Raw genomic sequence first — 14,505 nt, 5'->3', positions numbered from 1 at the left:
AAAGTTTCCCCGCGCTGCGCCGATAGATATCTCTACTAATGAAAGCCAGGAAATCGGGCTACTAATCACCTTGTAGTCACGCAACACATGTTGCCGCATGTCCCCTGATGATCTGATTCTTATTCATGACGGCAGAAAAAATATGATAACTAAGATGATGTTAGGGCTGATTACGCCTTCTTTTACCGCTATCGAACGCGTAAAAGCACAGTCTTACTGGCGTCAATGTCAGAGAGTGTACCGTTTTCAGCCTATTTATCGCACGACTGGAAAACTGTTGGGGATTGAATTGCTTACCGGGGTTTTCCACCCTGCGACTCCGCATAAATTCATTTCGCCCGAAGAATATTTTGTCGCGATCGCCGTCGGTAAACGCCTGCAAATTGTTCAGGAACAGCTCGACCTGTTACAGCGCTGGCAAAATCTGTTCATTGATAACGAATTACTGGCTTCAATCAACGTCGATGGTCAGGTGCTGGAAATGTTGCAGTCTGATTCTGCGCTGCAAGCGCAAATCAACGCGATGCCGTACGTCCGTTTTGAGCTGGTTGAAAGTGCTGAACATGCGCTGAGTATTCCGTTGTCGCAGATTGAACAGTCCGACAGGCTGTGGCTTGACGATTTTGGTCAGGGCATCGCCAACTTTTCTTCGTTCACCACCTGGCATTACGAATACATCAAAATTGCGCGCGATTTGTTTATTCTGCTGGGCCAGAGCGAAGAGGGCTCGCGCCTGTTTTACACGCTGGTGACGCTGATGAAGCGCTACAGCAAAGGCGTCATTATTGAAGGCGTCGAAACCGCCGCCGAATGGGCGATGGTGCGCAATTCTGATGCGCTGGCCGCTCAGGGCTATTATCTGGCACGTCCGGTTGTTTTCGATCATCTGGATAATCTGCCAATACATTTCAAAGAATAATGAATCACACCTAACTCGCTGAGGTTAACTCTCAAAGTACCGGGTGAGTTGATGTGGTGTGATGCATTACTATTACGCTGATTTTTAATGCTTTACCGCTGTCTCTCCCTCACACTTTTACCCTTCCCATTCAGGCCGTTTCCGGCAAGTTGTGACGAATTCAACTATGGTTAAACCTTGGGATTCGTTAACTGTTTGAAAGGAACAGCGTTATGACGCGCACAGGTAAAGTGATCTCCTGGGTTGTCGGTGTGATAGTTATTCTGTTGATTGCCCTCGTGATTTTCATCGCGATGTTCGACTGGAACCGCCTCAAACCCACGATAAATCAAAAAGTCAGTACCGAACTCAACCGGGAATTCGCCATCCGTGGTGATCTGGGCGTGGACTGGTCGCGGCAAAAAGATGAAGCAGGCTGGCGCGCGTGGGTTCCGTGGCCTCACATCCACGCGGAAGATATCGTGCTCGGAAACCCTTCCGACGTTCAGACCGGTGAAAAAGACGCGCAGATGGTGAAACTCGCCCGCGTCGATGCCAGCATTGCGCCGCTCGCGCTGCTGCACAAAGAAGTGCTGATCCCGCGTATCTGGCTGAAACAGCCGGATGCCTCGCTGCTGCGTTTAGATAACGGCAAAAATAACTGGACGTTCAATCTCGCCAACAGCGACACCCAGGATCCGGCGCAGCCGCCGTCACCCTGGTCCTTTACCCTCAACGATATCGTGTTTGATCGCGGGCAGATTGACTATAAAGACGCCAAACTCAAAGCCGATTTCCGCGCTGTGATTGATCCGCTGGGGAAACCGCTGCCGTTTACGGAAGTGGTCGGCGATAAAAAAGATGCCCTGCAAACCAAAACCCCGCCTTACGTGTTTGGCTGGAAAGTGGACGGCAAATATAACGGTGAATCCCTGTCGGGCAGCGGGAAAATTGGCGGAATGCTGGCGCTGAAAGATCCTGACGCGCTGTTCCCGTTACAGGCGGATGTGCGTTCGGGGAAAACCCGCGTGGCCGTCGCCGGGACCTTACAGGATCCGATGAACCTCGGCGGTCTCGATTTACGCCTGAAATTCTCCGGGCAGACGCTGTCTGATTTGTACGGTCTGACGGGCGTCCTGCTGCCGCAAACCCCGCCATATTCCACCGACGGTCATTTATCGGCGACATTGCACGATAAAAACGGTGCCGTTTACCGTTATCAGAACTTTAACGGCGAGATTGGTGACAGCGACATTCACGGCTCTCTGACCTATCTGGCCAGTAAACCGAGGCCGAAACTGACCGGTGAGGTGGTGTCCAAACAACTGCGCTTTGCCGATCTCGCACCGCTGATCGGGGCGGATTCTAATACGGATAAAGCGAAGCGCGGCGAGACAACCCGTCAGCCTGCCGACAAAGTGCTGCCGGTTGAGAAGTTTGATACCAAAAGCTGGCGCGTGATGGACGCCGATGTGAAATTCAGCGCGACCCGCATTGAGCACGGGAAATCGCTGCCGCTGAGCGATTTAAGTACGCACCTGAAACTGACTGACGGCGTAATCCTGCTTGACCCTCTGCGTTTTGGCGTGGCGGGCGGTAATCTCAATTCCACCATCCGGCTGGAAGGCGACAAATCGCCGATGCAGGCGCGCGCCGATATCCATGCGCGTAAGCTGAAACTGAAACAGCTGCTGCCGAGTGTACAGTCGATGGAGCGCAGTTTGGGCGATTTGAACGGTGATGCGATACTGACCGGTACCGGGAATTCGGTGGCGGCCTTGCTCGGCACCAGCAATGGCGACATGAAAGTCCTCATCAATGATGGCGTGATCAGCCGTGGTCTGATGGAACTCGCCGGGCTAAACGTGGGGAACTACGTGGTCAGCAAATTGTTCGGCGATGACGAAGTGGCGATCAACTGCGCTGCCGCCAATGTAAACGTTAAAAACGGGCTGGTGACGCCACGGCTGTTTGTGTTCGACACCGAGAATGCGGTGATCAACATCACCGGCAGCACCAATATGGCGACGGAGCGTCTGGATTTGTCGATTAACCCGGAAAGCAAAGGCGTGCGTATTCTGACGCTGCGTTCACCGCTGTATGTTCGAGGCACCTATAAAAATCCGGACGCCGGTGTGAAACCCGGCCCGTTGATCGCCCGTGGTGCAGCCGCTATCGCTCTCGGCGCGGTCGTCGCTCCGGCAGCCGCGTTGCTCGCACTGATTTCCCCGAGTGATAACGAAGAAAACCAGTGCGGCCCGATATTGCAGCAGATGAAAGAGAAATAATGGAATCGAAGTAACAGAAATTAAGTTGCCAGATTGGCAACCTGGTATCGCAGTGTTACGCTGTTGACAGGTTGTCAACTTATGGAACAAGAATGCATCTGATTACAATGCGGGCCTTAGCTGAAGCCGCAGTACGTTTTCCGCAATATAAAGCGGACTTACTGAATCTCGGGAAGGTCATCGAGAAAGGGAATTTTCCAAACCCGGCGGCGCTTAAAAAAGTTTATCCTTCGCTGGATAACTTCAAATATCTGGATAAACATTATGTTATCAACATCGCAAGAAACGACGTCAGAGTCATTGCGTTGATCTTCTTCGAGAGCCAGAAGTTTTACGTTAAAGGGGTTTATACCCACGCTGAGTATGATCGTTTTACCGATTTGCACCGGGGTAAAAAGAAATGATTAATGAAGCCATTAAAGCGACTGAGGCGTTGGTCAGCGCCGTACCTCTGCTGGGCGATAACGCCAGCGAGCAGGATTATCAGAAAGCGCTGGAACTGGTTGAGTACCTGTTGATGAACAACCCGACCAGTCCTTTACTCGATATTGTCAGCAATAAAATCACGGCTTACGAAAATACGCTTCCGCAGGTCATCGCCTTTCGTGAAGAGATGGAAGCCCTGCCGGGCGGCGTTGCCGTTCTTGCCACGCTGATGGATCAGTACGGCTTAAAGCAGAGTGATTTTGCCGATGAAATCGGCGGGAAATCGCTGGTGTCGCGGATTTTACGCGGAGAACGCAAGCTGACCGTCGAACATATTGGCAAGCTTGCGGCCCGTTTTGGCATCTCTCCCGCGCTGTTTATTTAAGTCACGGCGCGCTTCAGGGAACCGGCACCGGATCCAGCACTGCGCAGTTATGGTCTTGGATTTCTTCGGTCGAGGCGTTATTGAGTTTCAGTAAATCGCGTTCGCTGGCGAGCAGCAGATAATCACCGTTTTGGAGGCTGACCATTGCCATACCGAAGTGGCCCATTTTCTTATCTGCGTCCGGTACGCCTTGCGCTAAAATTCGGAACGCGCCTTTCTCATTCAGCTCGGCGGGTGTCACTTTACGCGCCAGATAGGTGTGGCCGATCAGTTTATCCGGCAGTTCCTGCCAGTTGTAACCCATCTGCGCACCGTCTCTGGCCAGCGTGGTTTTTACCTGCGGCAACAGACAGGAAATATGGATGTGCAACTGATTCTGCGAGCGTCCGTATTGTGAATTAATCGCCAGCGAGACATTGCTGTCATCAATCGGTTTGCCGTATTTATCCGCCATAAAATGCCGCGCATTCCAGGCCTGATTGAAGAAGTTCGGCGTTTCCGGTTCGAGCAGCGCCGGGCTTTCCATGCCGGTGATCCGCGCGGTGGGCATCAGTAAATACTGCAACGGCCCGTTCATATCCTTGAGCACCACAAATCCCTGTTGTTCATCCACCTGCGCGCAGGGATCGGGTTTGCCCGTGCTGTGCTGATTCGGCACGCATTTTTGGCTGATGATGTTCCACAGGGCGTTGGGATTGGAAGAGTGGGGCCAGAAATACCAGATAGCGGCGGCAATGATGATAAGCAGGAGCAGGACAGGCAAAACTAATCGTCGTAAACGCATAAGAAACCTTCGCAGAAGGCACCGTGCCGGGCGAAAAACCTGGCACGGTGTCCGGATCAGTTACAGCGACTGATGGGCAGTTTCCTTGGATAACAGCAGCGCGATCAGCGTCAGCGTTGCCATAAAGGCCAGATAAATGCCCACATAGAACAACCCGTAATGGGTCGCCAACCAGGTGGCGATATAAGGCGCGACCGACGCACCGAGTATCGAAGACACATTATAGGAGAAGGATGCGCCGGTGTAGCGGACTTCTGTCGGGAACAGTTCCGGCAGCAGCGCCCCCATCGGACCAAACGTCAGTCCCATCACCATAAAACCGCACAGCAGGAAGACCATCACCAGCGCCTGCGAGCCTGACCCGAGGATCGCCGGGAAATTCAGCGCGAAAACAATCATCAGCAGGGTAATGCAGATCATGGTTTTGCGACGGCCAAATTTATCCGCCAGCTGACCGGCAACCGGCACCATCACGCCGAAGCCGATTACACCAATCATCAGCATCAGCAGGAATTCGTTACGCGGAATGCCCAGACCGACCGGCTGCGCCGCCGTGCCGTAACCCAGTGAATACACGGTCATGATGTAGAACAGTGTGTACGTCGCCACCATGATGAACGTGCCAAGCAGGGTCGCTTTTTTGTATTTTGTGAACAGCGTGCCAATCGGCACCTTCACCTGTTTACCGGCTTTGGCAATTTTGGCGAAGACCGGCGTTTCGTGCAGGGAAACGCGCACATAAAGGCCGACCAGCACCAGCACCGCAGAAAGCAGGAACGGCACGCGCCAGCCCCAGGAAATAAACTGTTCGTCGGTCAGCAACCATGACAACAGCAGGAACATGCCGTTGGCGAAGAAGAAGCCAATCGGCGCGCCAAGCTGTGGGAAAGAGCCGTACAGCGCGCGCTTTTTCGGTGGCGCATTCTCTGTTGCGAGCAATGCTGCGCCGCCCCATTCGCCGCCCAGACCGAGACCCTGACCAAAACGCGCCAGCGCCAGCAGCATAGGTGCGAAAACGCCAATCGTCGCGTAAGTCGGCAGCAGGCCGATCACCACGGTGGAAACCCCCATGGTCAGCAGCGACGCCACGAGCGTCACTTTACGCCCGACGCGGTCGCCGAAATGCCCAAACAGCGCGGAGCCAATCGGACGCGCAATAAAGGCGATAGCGAAAGTGGCGAGCGACTGTAGCGTGGCGGCCGTCGGGTCGCCCTGCGGGAAGAAGATATGCGGGAACACGATCACCGCAGCCGTGGCATAAATGTAAAAATCGAAAAACTCGATAGCCGTCCCGATCAGCGACGCAACGATGACTTTTCCGCGTGAGTTCTGATTCACCAGATTGGCGTCAGCTTCTAATTCTTGAGCGATGGAGGCTTGCATAAGTGTTTCTTATTTGTTGTTGATGAAATAGAGGGTTTGTAAATAAATGTGTGGTGAAAGGGCATCTTATGCACAGCCAGACGGGTTTTCAACGCGCGAGATATGCCTGAAAACGGCATTTGGGGCGGGATCGGGGGAATCTTTTTTAGCGTCGCCCGTTTGCCAATCATAAGTTTGTTCAATGAAACAAATTCAGAGTAACTGACTGCAAAACCGTGAAATAAAAGTACGGCCATTAGTCAGTTATTCTGGTTTTAGGGCAGTGATAACGTATGCGTGGTGTTATTCACTGCTTTTTGGTTTCAATTTCAGAATTAACGGCGGTGATATGGATTTCATCTGGCACGATGAGATCGTCAGGCGTGTATTCACTGTCGTTTCCCGACGCCGCTTTTTCGCCTTTTTTCGCGTGATCGGGCATAAGCGGGTCATCTTTGTATTTCGCGGTGGCAATCCACGCGGCGACAAACAACGTCAGGCGGGCGAAGAAATAGAAGAACGCCATCAGGCCAATCACCGACCCGAACGCCGCGCCGGAAGGCGACGTGGCCAGTTTCGGCAGTGTCATGGTCATCACGAATTTGATCACCTCAAAGCCAATCGCCGCCAGCAGCGTCCCGCGCAGCAGGGCTTTCTTGCGCGGTTTATGGCGCGGCAACATCCAGAAAATCCACAGGAACAGCAGATAGTTGGCCGCAATGGAAATCACCAGCGTGATACTGGTCATCACCGGCCTCAGCCACTCGATACCGCCGAGCCCCAGCGCATCCACAATGGTTTTTTGCGCCGCACCGGCAATAGACGTCAGCGACAGCGTGATGATCAGCGCCAGCACCAGCCCGGTCAGCGAAATAAAATCGCGAATGTAGCGGCGAAGAATTTTCTCCTGATCCTGCGGATTGCGTTCCCAGACGTCACGCGACTGCGCGCGGATCGCCTCGCGCAGATTCCCCATCCAGCTGATGCCGGAGTACAGCGCAATCAGCAGGCCGGATAACCCGACGGCGGTACGTTGCTGAATGGCCGTATTGACCGTGCTTTTCAGCGTATTCGCCAGATTCGGGTCGCTGATGTTGTTCACGATTTTATTGATGAGACCGGCCAGCAGATCCGGATTGGACGCCAGCACGAAACCCACGGCGGCGAAGGAAACCATCAGAATCGGGATCAGCGAGAGGAACGAGAAATAGGTAATCGCTGCGCCAAACTGGCTGCCCAGACGATCGTTGAAACGTTCGGTGGCCCGCAGCAAATGCGCGACCCAGCCCCAGGACTGAACGTATTCTACCCCCCGTGAGAATCTGCCGATGTTTTTATCCACCGTCGAATTGCCGGTTTTGATGTTAATCAGCGGGGCGGGTTTTTCCTGTTTTACCGGTTCTTGCTTGGAAATAATGGGCATTGATCCATGTTGTCCTTAAAAGTGCATCCGGCCTTAAGTATAGACGCCTGAGCCGTCCGGGCGATGTCCGGCGGGTTTAACCGCTCAGGCAATGAACGTTTGGGTGATTTCTGTCAGCCAGTCCATGAAGACTTTCACTCGTCGCGACAGGTTCAGGCGGTGCGGATAAACCAGCGTTACCGGCATCGGCGGCGCACGGAATTGCGGCAAAATGCTTACCAGCTGGCCGCCCGCCAGCGCGTTACGCACGCCAATCAGCGGCACCTGAATAATCCCCAGACCGGCCAGACAGGCAGACACATAGGTTTCCGTGCTGTTGACCGTCACCGCGCCGCCGCTTTTGACGGTTTTCACCTGCTTGCCGTCGAGATATTCAAACGCAGACGTATGGCTGCCGAGAGTTTGTTCGTAATGCACCATTGCGTGCTGCGCCAGTTGATCGGGGTGATCCGGCGTGCCGTAGCGTTGCAGATAACCGGGGCTGGCGCAGTTGATTACGCTCAGATGCCCCAGCGGGCGGGCGATCAGCCCGGAATCTTTCAGCGTGCCGCTGCGCACCACGCAGTCAAATCCTTCGCGAACCACGTCCACGCGGTGATCGGTGCTGCTCAGTTCGATTTCCAGCGCCGGATAGCGGTTCAGAAACTCCGCCAGACGCGGCAACACCAGATGCGTCGCCATGCCGACCGACATATCCACGCGCAGCCGCCCGCTGATGCTCGCCGGGTTCGACTGAAACATCGACTCGAGTTCGTCCATGCTGGAAAGCAGTTCCTTGCAGCGCTGATAAAACACCTGGCCGTCCTGCGTCAGCTGAACGCGGCGCGTGGAACGGTGCAGCAAACGGGCGGACATGCGGATTTCCAGTTGCTGGACCAGCCGCGATACGCTGCCTTTCGGTAATCCCAGACTTTCGGCGGCGCGGGTAAAATTGCTCAGTTCCGCAACGCGCACGAAAACCTTCATTGATTGAATTTTATCCACATTTTGCCCGATTGTTGTTGGTTTTGAGACAGTGAAACTCATTATGGACTATTTATCATTACATAAGAGTCCAATAGGCTGTGTTTTAAACAACGAAAATGTACCCAAAGCTAATGAGGTCTGAAATGAATCGTAAAATCGCTATCGTAACCGGCGGAAGCCGTGGTTTAGGCCGGAATGCCATTGAAAAACTGGCAAAAAAGGGTGTTGACGTCATTTTCACTTACCACAGTCAGATTGACGCGGCGAAAGCCGTGGTGCAGAGCGTGGAAGCCTCGGGCGGAAAGGCGGTGGCTTTGGCGCTCGATACCGGCGACACCGGATCGTTTGACGCGTTTGTAGCAGAGGTGAAAACGCAGCTTCAACAGGTCTGGCAGCGCGAGACTTTTGATTTTCTGGTTAACAATGCGGGCGTGGGGCTGCATGAAGCGTTCACCGACACCACCGAAGCGCAGTTTGACCTGATGATGAATATCCACCTGAAAGGGTAATGCTGATCGTTTAAGAGAACTTGAACGATCCTGCAGTTAGGCGACAATCTGGCTCAAACATCGTTTGAGCCAGACACCTTATGAGCCTACTTTCCGAACAACTTCAGGTTGCCGCCGCATTTAACTACCCTGAATCTATTGATTCTTTTCAAAAAAATATTCCTCTCGAATGGATTGAACAAGCTCTCAGTCAAACCGGCAGAGCGACTGTTCGCAGACGAAGATTTCCCGCTGAACAGGTCGTCTGGCTTGTCCTTGGAATTGCTTTGATGCGTAACCGTTCTATTTCTGATGTCTGCGATAAACTCGATTTAGCCTTTCCTGACAGCCACGGTAATTTCTCGCCCATGGCAACGAGTAGTCTGGTCAAAGCCAGGCAGCGCCTGGGGTTCGAGCCCCTTCGACATCTTTTCTATTCCACCTCTGAGCAGTGGGACAAAGAAGATACGGAAAAATTTGTATGTGGCCTCAAAGTATTCAGCGTCGACGGAACCCAATTCAGAGCCCCGGATACTCCTGAGAATAAATCCTTTGGTTTTGCTTCCGGTAGTAACTCATTCCCTTCGGTTTTACTCGTTGCGCTTATGTCTGCGCGCAGTCATTTGATCACTGATGTTGCATTTGGGCCGGTAAAGAACAGCGAAATATATTATGCACAACAGTTGGTTAGCTCCGTTCAGGAAAACTCACTGACCCTCTTTGACCGGGCTTACTTTTCCGCAGAACTTTTACTTTCCTGGGAAGGCGCAGGAGCGAATACACACTGGCTAACACCGGTGAAAAGTAAAATGAGGCACAAAGTTATCGAGCAGTATTCTGAATACGATCAGCTTATTGAAATGCCGGTTTCTCCGCAGGCCAGAAAACAGTTCCCGCATCTTCCCCACACATGGTTGGCTCGTAAGGTATTGATAATAAAACCTTCTGGAGAGATAAAAGAATTCATTACATCAATGAAAGACCCTGAAAAATATCCTTTCGAAGACATCATTCAAGTGTACTGGGAAAGATGGGAAATAGAACAAGGTTACAGCGAGCTAAAATGCAGTCAGTTGGGAAATACAAATATCTTAAGAAGCCAAAAACCGGCGGGGATCTACCAGGAAATTTGGGGAATATTAATTAGTTACAATCTCGTTCGATTGGAAATGAGGCGAATGGCTGATGACTTCAATGTCCACCCTTTGCGCATAAGCTTCATAAATGCATTGCGGCTGATACAAGAGGAATTTTTGTGGTGTTCAGGGCGAACGCCGGGAACAATACCTAGAAAACTAAGAGACTTACGAGAGTCAGGTAAGCGATTAATCTTACCTGAAAAACGCAAAAGGCCAGCTTATCCAAGAGAAGTACTGGCTCGCCCTGCAAAGTATCCAACTAAAAAGAAAGCCGCTCGTTCTTAAGCGAGCGGCATTACCTGAAAGGGCCCTTTTTCCTCACGCAAAAACTGTTGCCGCTGATGGCCGACGGTGGCCGCATTCTGAATATTTCCAGCGGTCTGGCGCGGTTTGCGCTGCCGGGTTCTTCGGCTTACGCCATCATGAAAGGCGCAATCGAAGTACTGACGCGCTATCAGGCGAAAGAGTTGGGCGCGCGCGGCATCACCGCCAACGTTCTGGCACCGGGTGCGATTGAAACGGATTTCAGCGGCGGGATGGTGCGTGACAATCCGCAAGTGAACCAGATTGTTTCTGCGAACACCGCGCTGGGGCGAGCCGGTTTGCCGGATGATATCGGCGGGATGGTGGCGCTGATGCTCAGTGATGAAGCGGGCTGGATGAACGCCCAGCGCGTAGAGGCATCGGGCGGCATGTTTATCTGAGCCGGTTTGCCTCAGTGCTGAACGTTAACTTTCCTGGAAACGTCTGGCTTTAATATGCTGTTGTTTTTCAAGCTCAAAAATTGCCCGTTGCAGGTCACGTTCCTGCGCGGGCGACAAATGTGGAAACTTAAAACTCAGGCGCTGCGTGCTGACCGTTTCGCCTTTATTGCTGACTGATTTACGCGGCATCGAGCCGATATATTGCAAATCCAGCTTGAACGAGCCGAGTTCCGCCAGCTGAATCAGTGAATCTTTCAGCACCGCGCCGGACGCCATTTCCGGTGGCGTTGTGCCGTCAATTTCCAGACCGAGACCGCCGAGAGAAATATCGCGCACGCGATAGGCAAACTCTGACGTATCCGGCAGTTTTCCGCTGCAACGGTAATCCGGTAGCCACGGAACGTTCACGCGGAAATACTCGCGGCGCTGGATAAAATACAAGACGGGCGGAATGTCGCAGGTAAACGTCGGCAAACCTTCGTACGTCACCTGACGCACCTGGCCGCAGGCAAATTCCACTTTCGCGCCGGTAGGTTCCGCGACAAAGTTCAGCGTCCCGGCATTGATCGCCAGACCGTTTTCATAATCTGAGCTGCCCAGATCGAACAAAAACTGATGGTTATCAGAATCCACGTCCAAAATTTTACTGATAAATTGCCCGCGGGCGTGACTGATCATGACCAGCGTCTGGTTCTTCTTCAAGTCACGCAGTACGGACAAGATTGCCAGCGTGTTCCGCTTAGCAAACGACTCTCGGGATACTTCGCTCACCTGCCACACCTCATTAGAAATAAATGCAAAATTATGGCGCAGCCTTTGACGTATAAAGCGCCCAATACGGTTATCGGCTACTCAGAACAAATCTTTATTGCGTGATAACTGATATTTTCTCCAACTTAAAGTGAAATTCAGTCCTGGTCAGGCCGGTGCTTATGCTGCCTGCACTTTATATATAGGCTATCTTTCACACTATCGATGGGCTATTTCCCCCTTAGCCAAAGATTTTTGTTATCCACACCGAATAAAAAGCGGTGCTCAGGTGTTTACTTGATATCGAACACTTACAGGCACCGTTTTTATGCAAACTTCCACTTCTGTTTCCCGCCACCGTTACGACGGGCTGACCATTCTTCTGCACTGGCTGACGGCGCTGTGCGTGATTTTCCTGTTTGCCAGCGCGCATATCTGGGAAGTGCTTGAGCGCGGCACGCCGCTGCGCAAAGGGCTGCAATCCGTGCATATTTCTGTCGGGATTTTACTGGCGGCGATCATTCTCGGGCGTTTGCTCTGGCGGCTGTTCACGGTCAGCACCGGACGCAGCAAACAGGAGCCCGTCGCCATGTCGGCGGCGATGAAAGCCGCCGGACATCTGACCCATCTGGCGCTCTATATCTTGCTGGTCACGCAGATCGTGCTGGGCTTTTTATTCCGCTGGTCGCAGGCCGAGCCTTTTTATTTCTTCGGGCTTTTCCCTATCCCGGACGTTTTCAATTTCGACAGCGTGATGACCCGAACTTTCGGCGCGTTACACAACAACGTCGCCTGGGCGCTGATTGTTCTGGCGGGCGTACATGCGCTGGCCGCACTTTTCCATCACTACGTTCTCCGCGACGGCATTCTGCGCCGCATGCTACCGGGCCGCATCAGCCGTCCGTAAATACTCTCTCCTCTACAGGAAGACAAAAGTTATGAAGACAAAAACAGTAATTCAGGCGTTGTCGGTAGTGTGTCTGGCGGGTAATTTGCTGATGTTCAGCGTTGCCGCGCACGCGATGGGTGATGATTCAGCTGAGAAGAAAACGCAGGACTGCCCGAAAGGGCAAATCTATGACAGCAAAACCAAAAGCTGCATGGTGGATAAAGGCAGCATGATTTCCGATCAGGATAAAACCCAGTACGCCTATCATCTGGCGAAATCGGGCCGGTACCAGGAAGCACTGACGGTGCTCAATACGCTCAAAGATCAGAACACCAAAGAAGCCTGGAATTATCGCGGCTACGCCACCCGTAAACTCGGGCGCACCGACGAAGGCATCAGCTATTATCAGAAATCCATCGCCATCGATGCGAATTACGCCAAAGTCCGGGAATATCTCGGCGAGGCTTATATGATTAAAGGGCGTCCCGATCTCGCGAAAGCGCAACTGGCGACCATCAAAGGTCTGTGCGGCACCGGCTGCGAAGAGTATCGCGATCTGAGCGCGGCCATCGACGGACATCCTGAATCCTGAAACGGGGAAACGCTAAATTTCACCCACCGACTTACGTCACGAACTGAGTCAGTGTCTGGCACGTCTCTGGCGTTACGCGATGGTGCTGTCGCGTAAGCCGGACGTGGCAGATGATCTGGTGCAATCGACCTGCGTGCGGGCACTTGAACGCTGCGCGCAGGTGGTTGATCGCGCCGGAGCCGATCGCTGGTTCTTTTCCATTCTGCACTCAATATGGGTCAACGAACTCAGGGCGCAACACGTCCGTCAGGGGCAGGGATTTGTCGATATCAGTGAAACAGACGTGCCCGTCGATACGTTCTCTTTTGAAGACCGGCACTGGCATACGCAGGTGATGCAGCGGGTGAATGCCCTGCCGGAAGCCCAGCGGAACGCGGTGTTTCTGGTGTATGTCGAAGGTTTTACCTATCAGGAAGCGGCAATGACGCTGTCAGTGCCTATCGGTACCATCATGAGCCGCCTGGCCGCCGCCCGGCTTACGCTGGCAAAAGACACCGCTACCGGCGCTCAGCCACAACAGGGAGAGAAAAAATGACCCGCGAAATCCCGCCAGCGCCATTCTCCGATGACGTGCTGGTCGCCTATCTTGACAACCGGTTGAGCGAAAATCAGCGGGCGCAGTTTGATGAACGGCTGGCGCAGGATGACGTGCTTGACGGACGTCTGGCGCAAATGGCGCGCAGCAATTTGCCTTTTCACGATGCTTTCGGGTCGATGTTGCAGGACGCGCCGGTGGGGCGTTTGCAGGCCGCCTTGGACGCGATACCGGACTCACCGGTTGCCCGTTCGCGCGGATTCAGCCGCCGTGCGTTACTGGCGGCGTCCGTCAGTTTTCTGGCCGTCGGGCTGCTCGCCGGACGCTACTCCGCGTTGCTTCCGGGCGATGCTTCCAAAGATAACTGGCGCGATCGCGTGGCGGATTACATGTCGCTGTACACCGCGCAGACGCTGGCGGACGTGAATGATTCTGCTGAACAACAACAAATTCAGCTGGCGCGGGTGCATAAAACGATGGGCATCGGGCTCAGCCCGGCGGCGCTGGAAGTGCAGGGCGCAGAGCTGAAAAACGCCCGCATATTGCATTACGATGACTACGATATTGCGCAGATCACTTACCTTGATGCGCGATACGGGCCGATGGCGCTGTGCATTACCCGCAGCGAACACCGTGATAATACGGCGCAGGAAAGCGAAATCCGGCAAAAAATGAACGTCGTTTACTGGCGCGAGGCGGGCTACAACTTCATGCTGGTCGGCCACAGCCCCGCAGCCGTTCTGGCCGCACAGGCCGGGGTGTTGCGGGCAAACCTCGTCTGAGTTGTTTCTCTGCAAAACTCACTTATGTAATTATTTAAAGCAGTAAACTATTTTTAATGCACGTAACGGCAATGTTAAATTGTTTACGAAATCT

At 53.2% G+C, this 14,505-nt stretch carries 14 protein-coding genes and 2 pseudogenes; 11 read left to right on the top strand and 5 right to left on the bottom strand.

Translation table 11 applies throughout. The features are described 5' to 3' along the window. Positions 1 to 142: 142 nt before the first annotated feature. From pdeH to BV494_RS16195, 4 genes are all read left to right on the top strand, one after another. Positions 143 to 919, top strand: coding sequence for a cyclic-guanylate-specific phosphodiesterase (gene pdeH, locus BV494_RS16210; protein ID WP_104924820.1), 777 nt, complete (start codon positions 143 to 145; stop codon positions 917 to 919). Between the two features lie 212 nt (positions 920 to 1,131). Further along, on the top strand, positions 1,132 to 3,186 hold the full coding sequence (locus BV494_RS16205; RefSeq protein ID WP_104923780.1) for an AsmA family protein: 2,055 nt from the start codon (positions 1,132 to 1,134) through the stop codon (positions 3,184 to 3,186). Between the two features lie 92 nt (positions 3,187 to 3,278). After that, positions 3,279 to 3,590, top strand: a complete 312-nt coding sequence (locus tag BV494_RS16200; protein WP_104923779.1) for a type II toxin-antitoxin system HigB family toxin — start codon at positions 3,279 to 3,281, stop codon at positions 3,588 to 3,590. Next, positions 3,587 to 3,997 carry a helix-turn-helix domain-containing protein gene (locus BV494_RS16195; RefSeq protein WP_104923778.1) on the top strand — a complete coding sequence of 137 codons (411 nt, stop codon included), beginning with the start codon at positions 3,587 to 3,589 and terminating at the stop codon, positions 3,995 to 3,997. The genes BV494_RS16200 and BV494_RS16195 overlap by 4 nt, the downstream gene beginning before the upstream one ends. 13 nt (positions 3,998 to 4,010) lie before the next feature. On the opposite strand, the gene BV494_RS16190 is transcribed toward BV494_RS16195, so the two are convergent. From BV494_RS16190 to BV494_RS16175, 4 genes are all read right to left on the bottom strand, one after another. Beyond that, on the bottom strand, positions 4,011 to 4,781 hold the full coding sequence (locus BV494_RS16190; RefSeq protein WP_104923777.1) for a CDP-diacylglycerol diphosphatase: 771 nt from the start codon (positions 4,779 to 4,781) through the stop codon (positions 4,011 to 4,013). A gap of 60 nt (positions 4,782 to 4,841) precedes the next feature. Further along, complete coding sequence (locus BV494_RS16185; RefSeq protein ID WP_104923776.1) at positions 4,842 to 6,164, bottom strand: MFS transporter; 1,323 nt, start codon at positions 6,162 to 6,164, stop codon at positions 4,842 to 4,844. Between the two features lie 286 nt (positions 6,165 to 6,450). Beyond that, a complete protein-coding gene (gene yhjD, locus BV494_RS16180; RefSeq protein ID WP_104923775.1) occupies positions 6,451 to 7,566 on the bottom strand; it encodes an inner membrane protein YhjD in 1,116 nt (371 codons plus the stop codon). 84 nt (positions 7,567 to 7,650) lie between these two features. Beyond that, entirely contained in the window at positions 7,651 to 8,550 is a 900-nt protein-coding gene (locus BV494_RS16175) for a LysR family transcriptional regulator (protein ID WP_192938020.1), read from the bottom strand. 125 nt (positions 8,551 to 8,675) lie between these two features. Here BV494_RS16175 and BV494_RS16170 point away from each other — a divergent pair. From BV494_RS16170 to BV494_RS16160, 3 genes and pseudogenes are all read left to right on the top strand, one after another. Then, positions 8,676 to 9,038, top strand: a pseudogene (locus BV494_RS16170) (SDR family NAD(P)-dependent oxidoreductase); the annotation flags it as partial. A gap of 83 nt (positions 9,039 to 9,121) precedes the next feature. After that, entirely contained in the window at positions 9,122 to 10,444 is a 1,323-nt protein-coding gene (locus BV494_RS16165; RefSeq protein ID WP_104921321.1) for an IS4 family transposase, read from the top strand. A gap of 17 nt (positions 10,445 to 10,461) precedes the next feature. Continuing rightward, positions 10,462 to 10,863, top strand: a pseudogene (locus BV494_RS16160) (SDR family NAD(P)-dependent oxidoreductase); the annotation flags it as partial. Between the two features lie 24 nt (positions 10,864 to 10,887). On the opposite strand, the gene BV494_RS16155 reads toward BV494_RS16160, so the two are convergent. Continuing rightward, positions 10,888 to 11,634, bottom strand: coding sequence for a flagellar brake protein (locus BV494_RS16155; RefSeq protein WP_104923773.1), 747 nt, complete (start codon positions 11,632 to 11,634; stop codon positions 10,888 to 10,890). Positions 11,635 to 11,941: 307 nt separating this feature from the next. Here BV494_RS16155 and BV494_RS16150 point away from each other — a divergent pair, with 307 nt between their 5' ends. From BV494_RS16150 to BV494_RS16135, 4 genes are all read left to right on the top strand, one after another. Further along, positions 11,942 to 12,520: a cytochrome b gene (locus tag BV494_RS16150; RefSeq protein ID WP_104923772.1), complete on the top strand. Its 579-nt coding sequence runs from the start codon at positions 11,942 to 11,944 to the stop codon at positions 12,518 to 12,520. Between the two features lie 31 nt (positions 12,521 to 12,551). Beyond that, on the top strand, positions 12,552 to 13,094 hold the full coding sequence (locus BV494_RS16145) for a tetratricopeptide repeat protein (RefSeq protein WP_104923771.1): 543 nt from the start codon (positions 12,552 to 12,554) through the stop codon (positions 13,092 to 13,094). A gap of 79 nt (positions 13,095 to 13,173) precedes the next feature. Beyond that, complete coding sequence (locus BV494_RS16140) at positions 13,174 to 13,629, top strand: RNA polymerase sigma factor (protein WP_439958365.1); 456 nt, start codon at positions 13,174 to 13,176, stop codon at positions 13,627 to 13,629. Beyond that, positions 13,626 to 14,411, top strand: coding sequence for an anti-sigma factor family protein (locus tag BV494_RS16135; RefSeq protein ID WP_104923769.1), 786 nt, complete (start codon positions 13,626 to 13,628; stop codon positions 14,409 to 14,411). Before BV494_RS16140 ends, BV494_RS16135 begins: the two co-directional genes overlap by 4 nt. The last annotated feature ends 94 nt before the right edge of the window (positions 14,412 to 14,505 follow it).

This window comes from Rahnella sikkimica (assembly GCF_002951615.1).
GTDB lineage: Bacteria > Pseudomonadota > Gammaproteobacteria > Enterobacterales > Enterobacteriaceae > Rahnella > Rahnella sikkimica.
The sequence above is the reverse complement of the archived record's forward strand: the minus strand, read 5'-3'. Positions and strand labels throughout refer to the sequence as shown.

Coding starts and splice junctions, on each gene's coding strand:
- pdeH (WP_104924820.1), top strand. CDS start 143: ATGATAACTAAGATGATGTTAGGGCTGATTACGCCTTCTTTTACCGCT.
- BV494_RS16205 (WP_104923780.1), top strand. CDS start 1,132: ATGACGCGCACAGGTAAAGTGATCTCCTGGGTTGTCGGTGTGATAGTT.
- BV494_RS16200 (WP_104923779.1), top strand. CDS start 3,279: ATGCATCTGATTACAATGCGGGCCTTAGCTGAAGCCGCAGTACGTTTT.
- BV494_RS16195 (WP_104923778.1), top strand. CDS start 3,587: ATGATTAATGAAGCCATTAAAGCGACTGAGGCGTTGGTCAGCGCCGTA.
- BV494_RS16190 (WP_104923777.1), bottom strand. CDS start 4,781: ATGCGTTTACGACGATTAGTTTTGCCTGTCCTGCTCCTGCTTATCATC.
- BV494_RS16185 (WP_104923776.1), bottom strand. CDS start 6,164: ATGCAAGCCTCCATCGCTCAAGAATTAGAAGCTGACGCCAATCTGGTG.
- yhjD (WP_104923775.1), bottom strand. CDS start 7,566: ATGCCCATTATTTCCAAGCAAGAACCGGTAAAACAGGAAAAACCCGCC.
- BV494_RS16165 (WP_104921321.1), top strand. CDS start 9,122: ATGAGCCTACTTTCCGAACAACTTCAGGTTGCCGCCGCATTTAACTAC.
- BV494_RS16150 (WP_104923772.1), top strand. CDS start 11,942: ATGCAAACTTCCACTTCTGTTTCCCGCCACCGTTACGACGGGCTGACC.
- BV494_RS16145 (WP_104923771.1), top strand. CDS start 12,552: ATGAAGACAAAAACAGTAATTCAGGCGTTGTCGGTAGTGTGTCTGGCG.
- BV494_RS16140 (WP_439958365.1), top strand. CDS start 13,174: ATGGTGCTGTCGCGTAAGCCGGACGTGGCAGATGATCTGGTGCAATCG.
- BV494_RS16135 (WP_104923769.1), top strand. CDS start 13,626: ATGACCCGCGAAATCCCGCCAGCGCCATTCTCCGATGACGTGCTGGTC.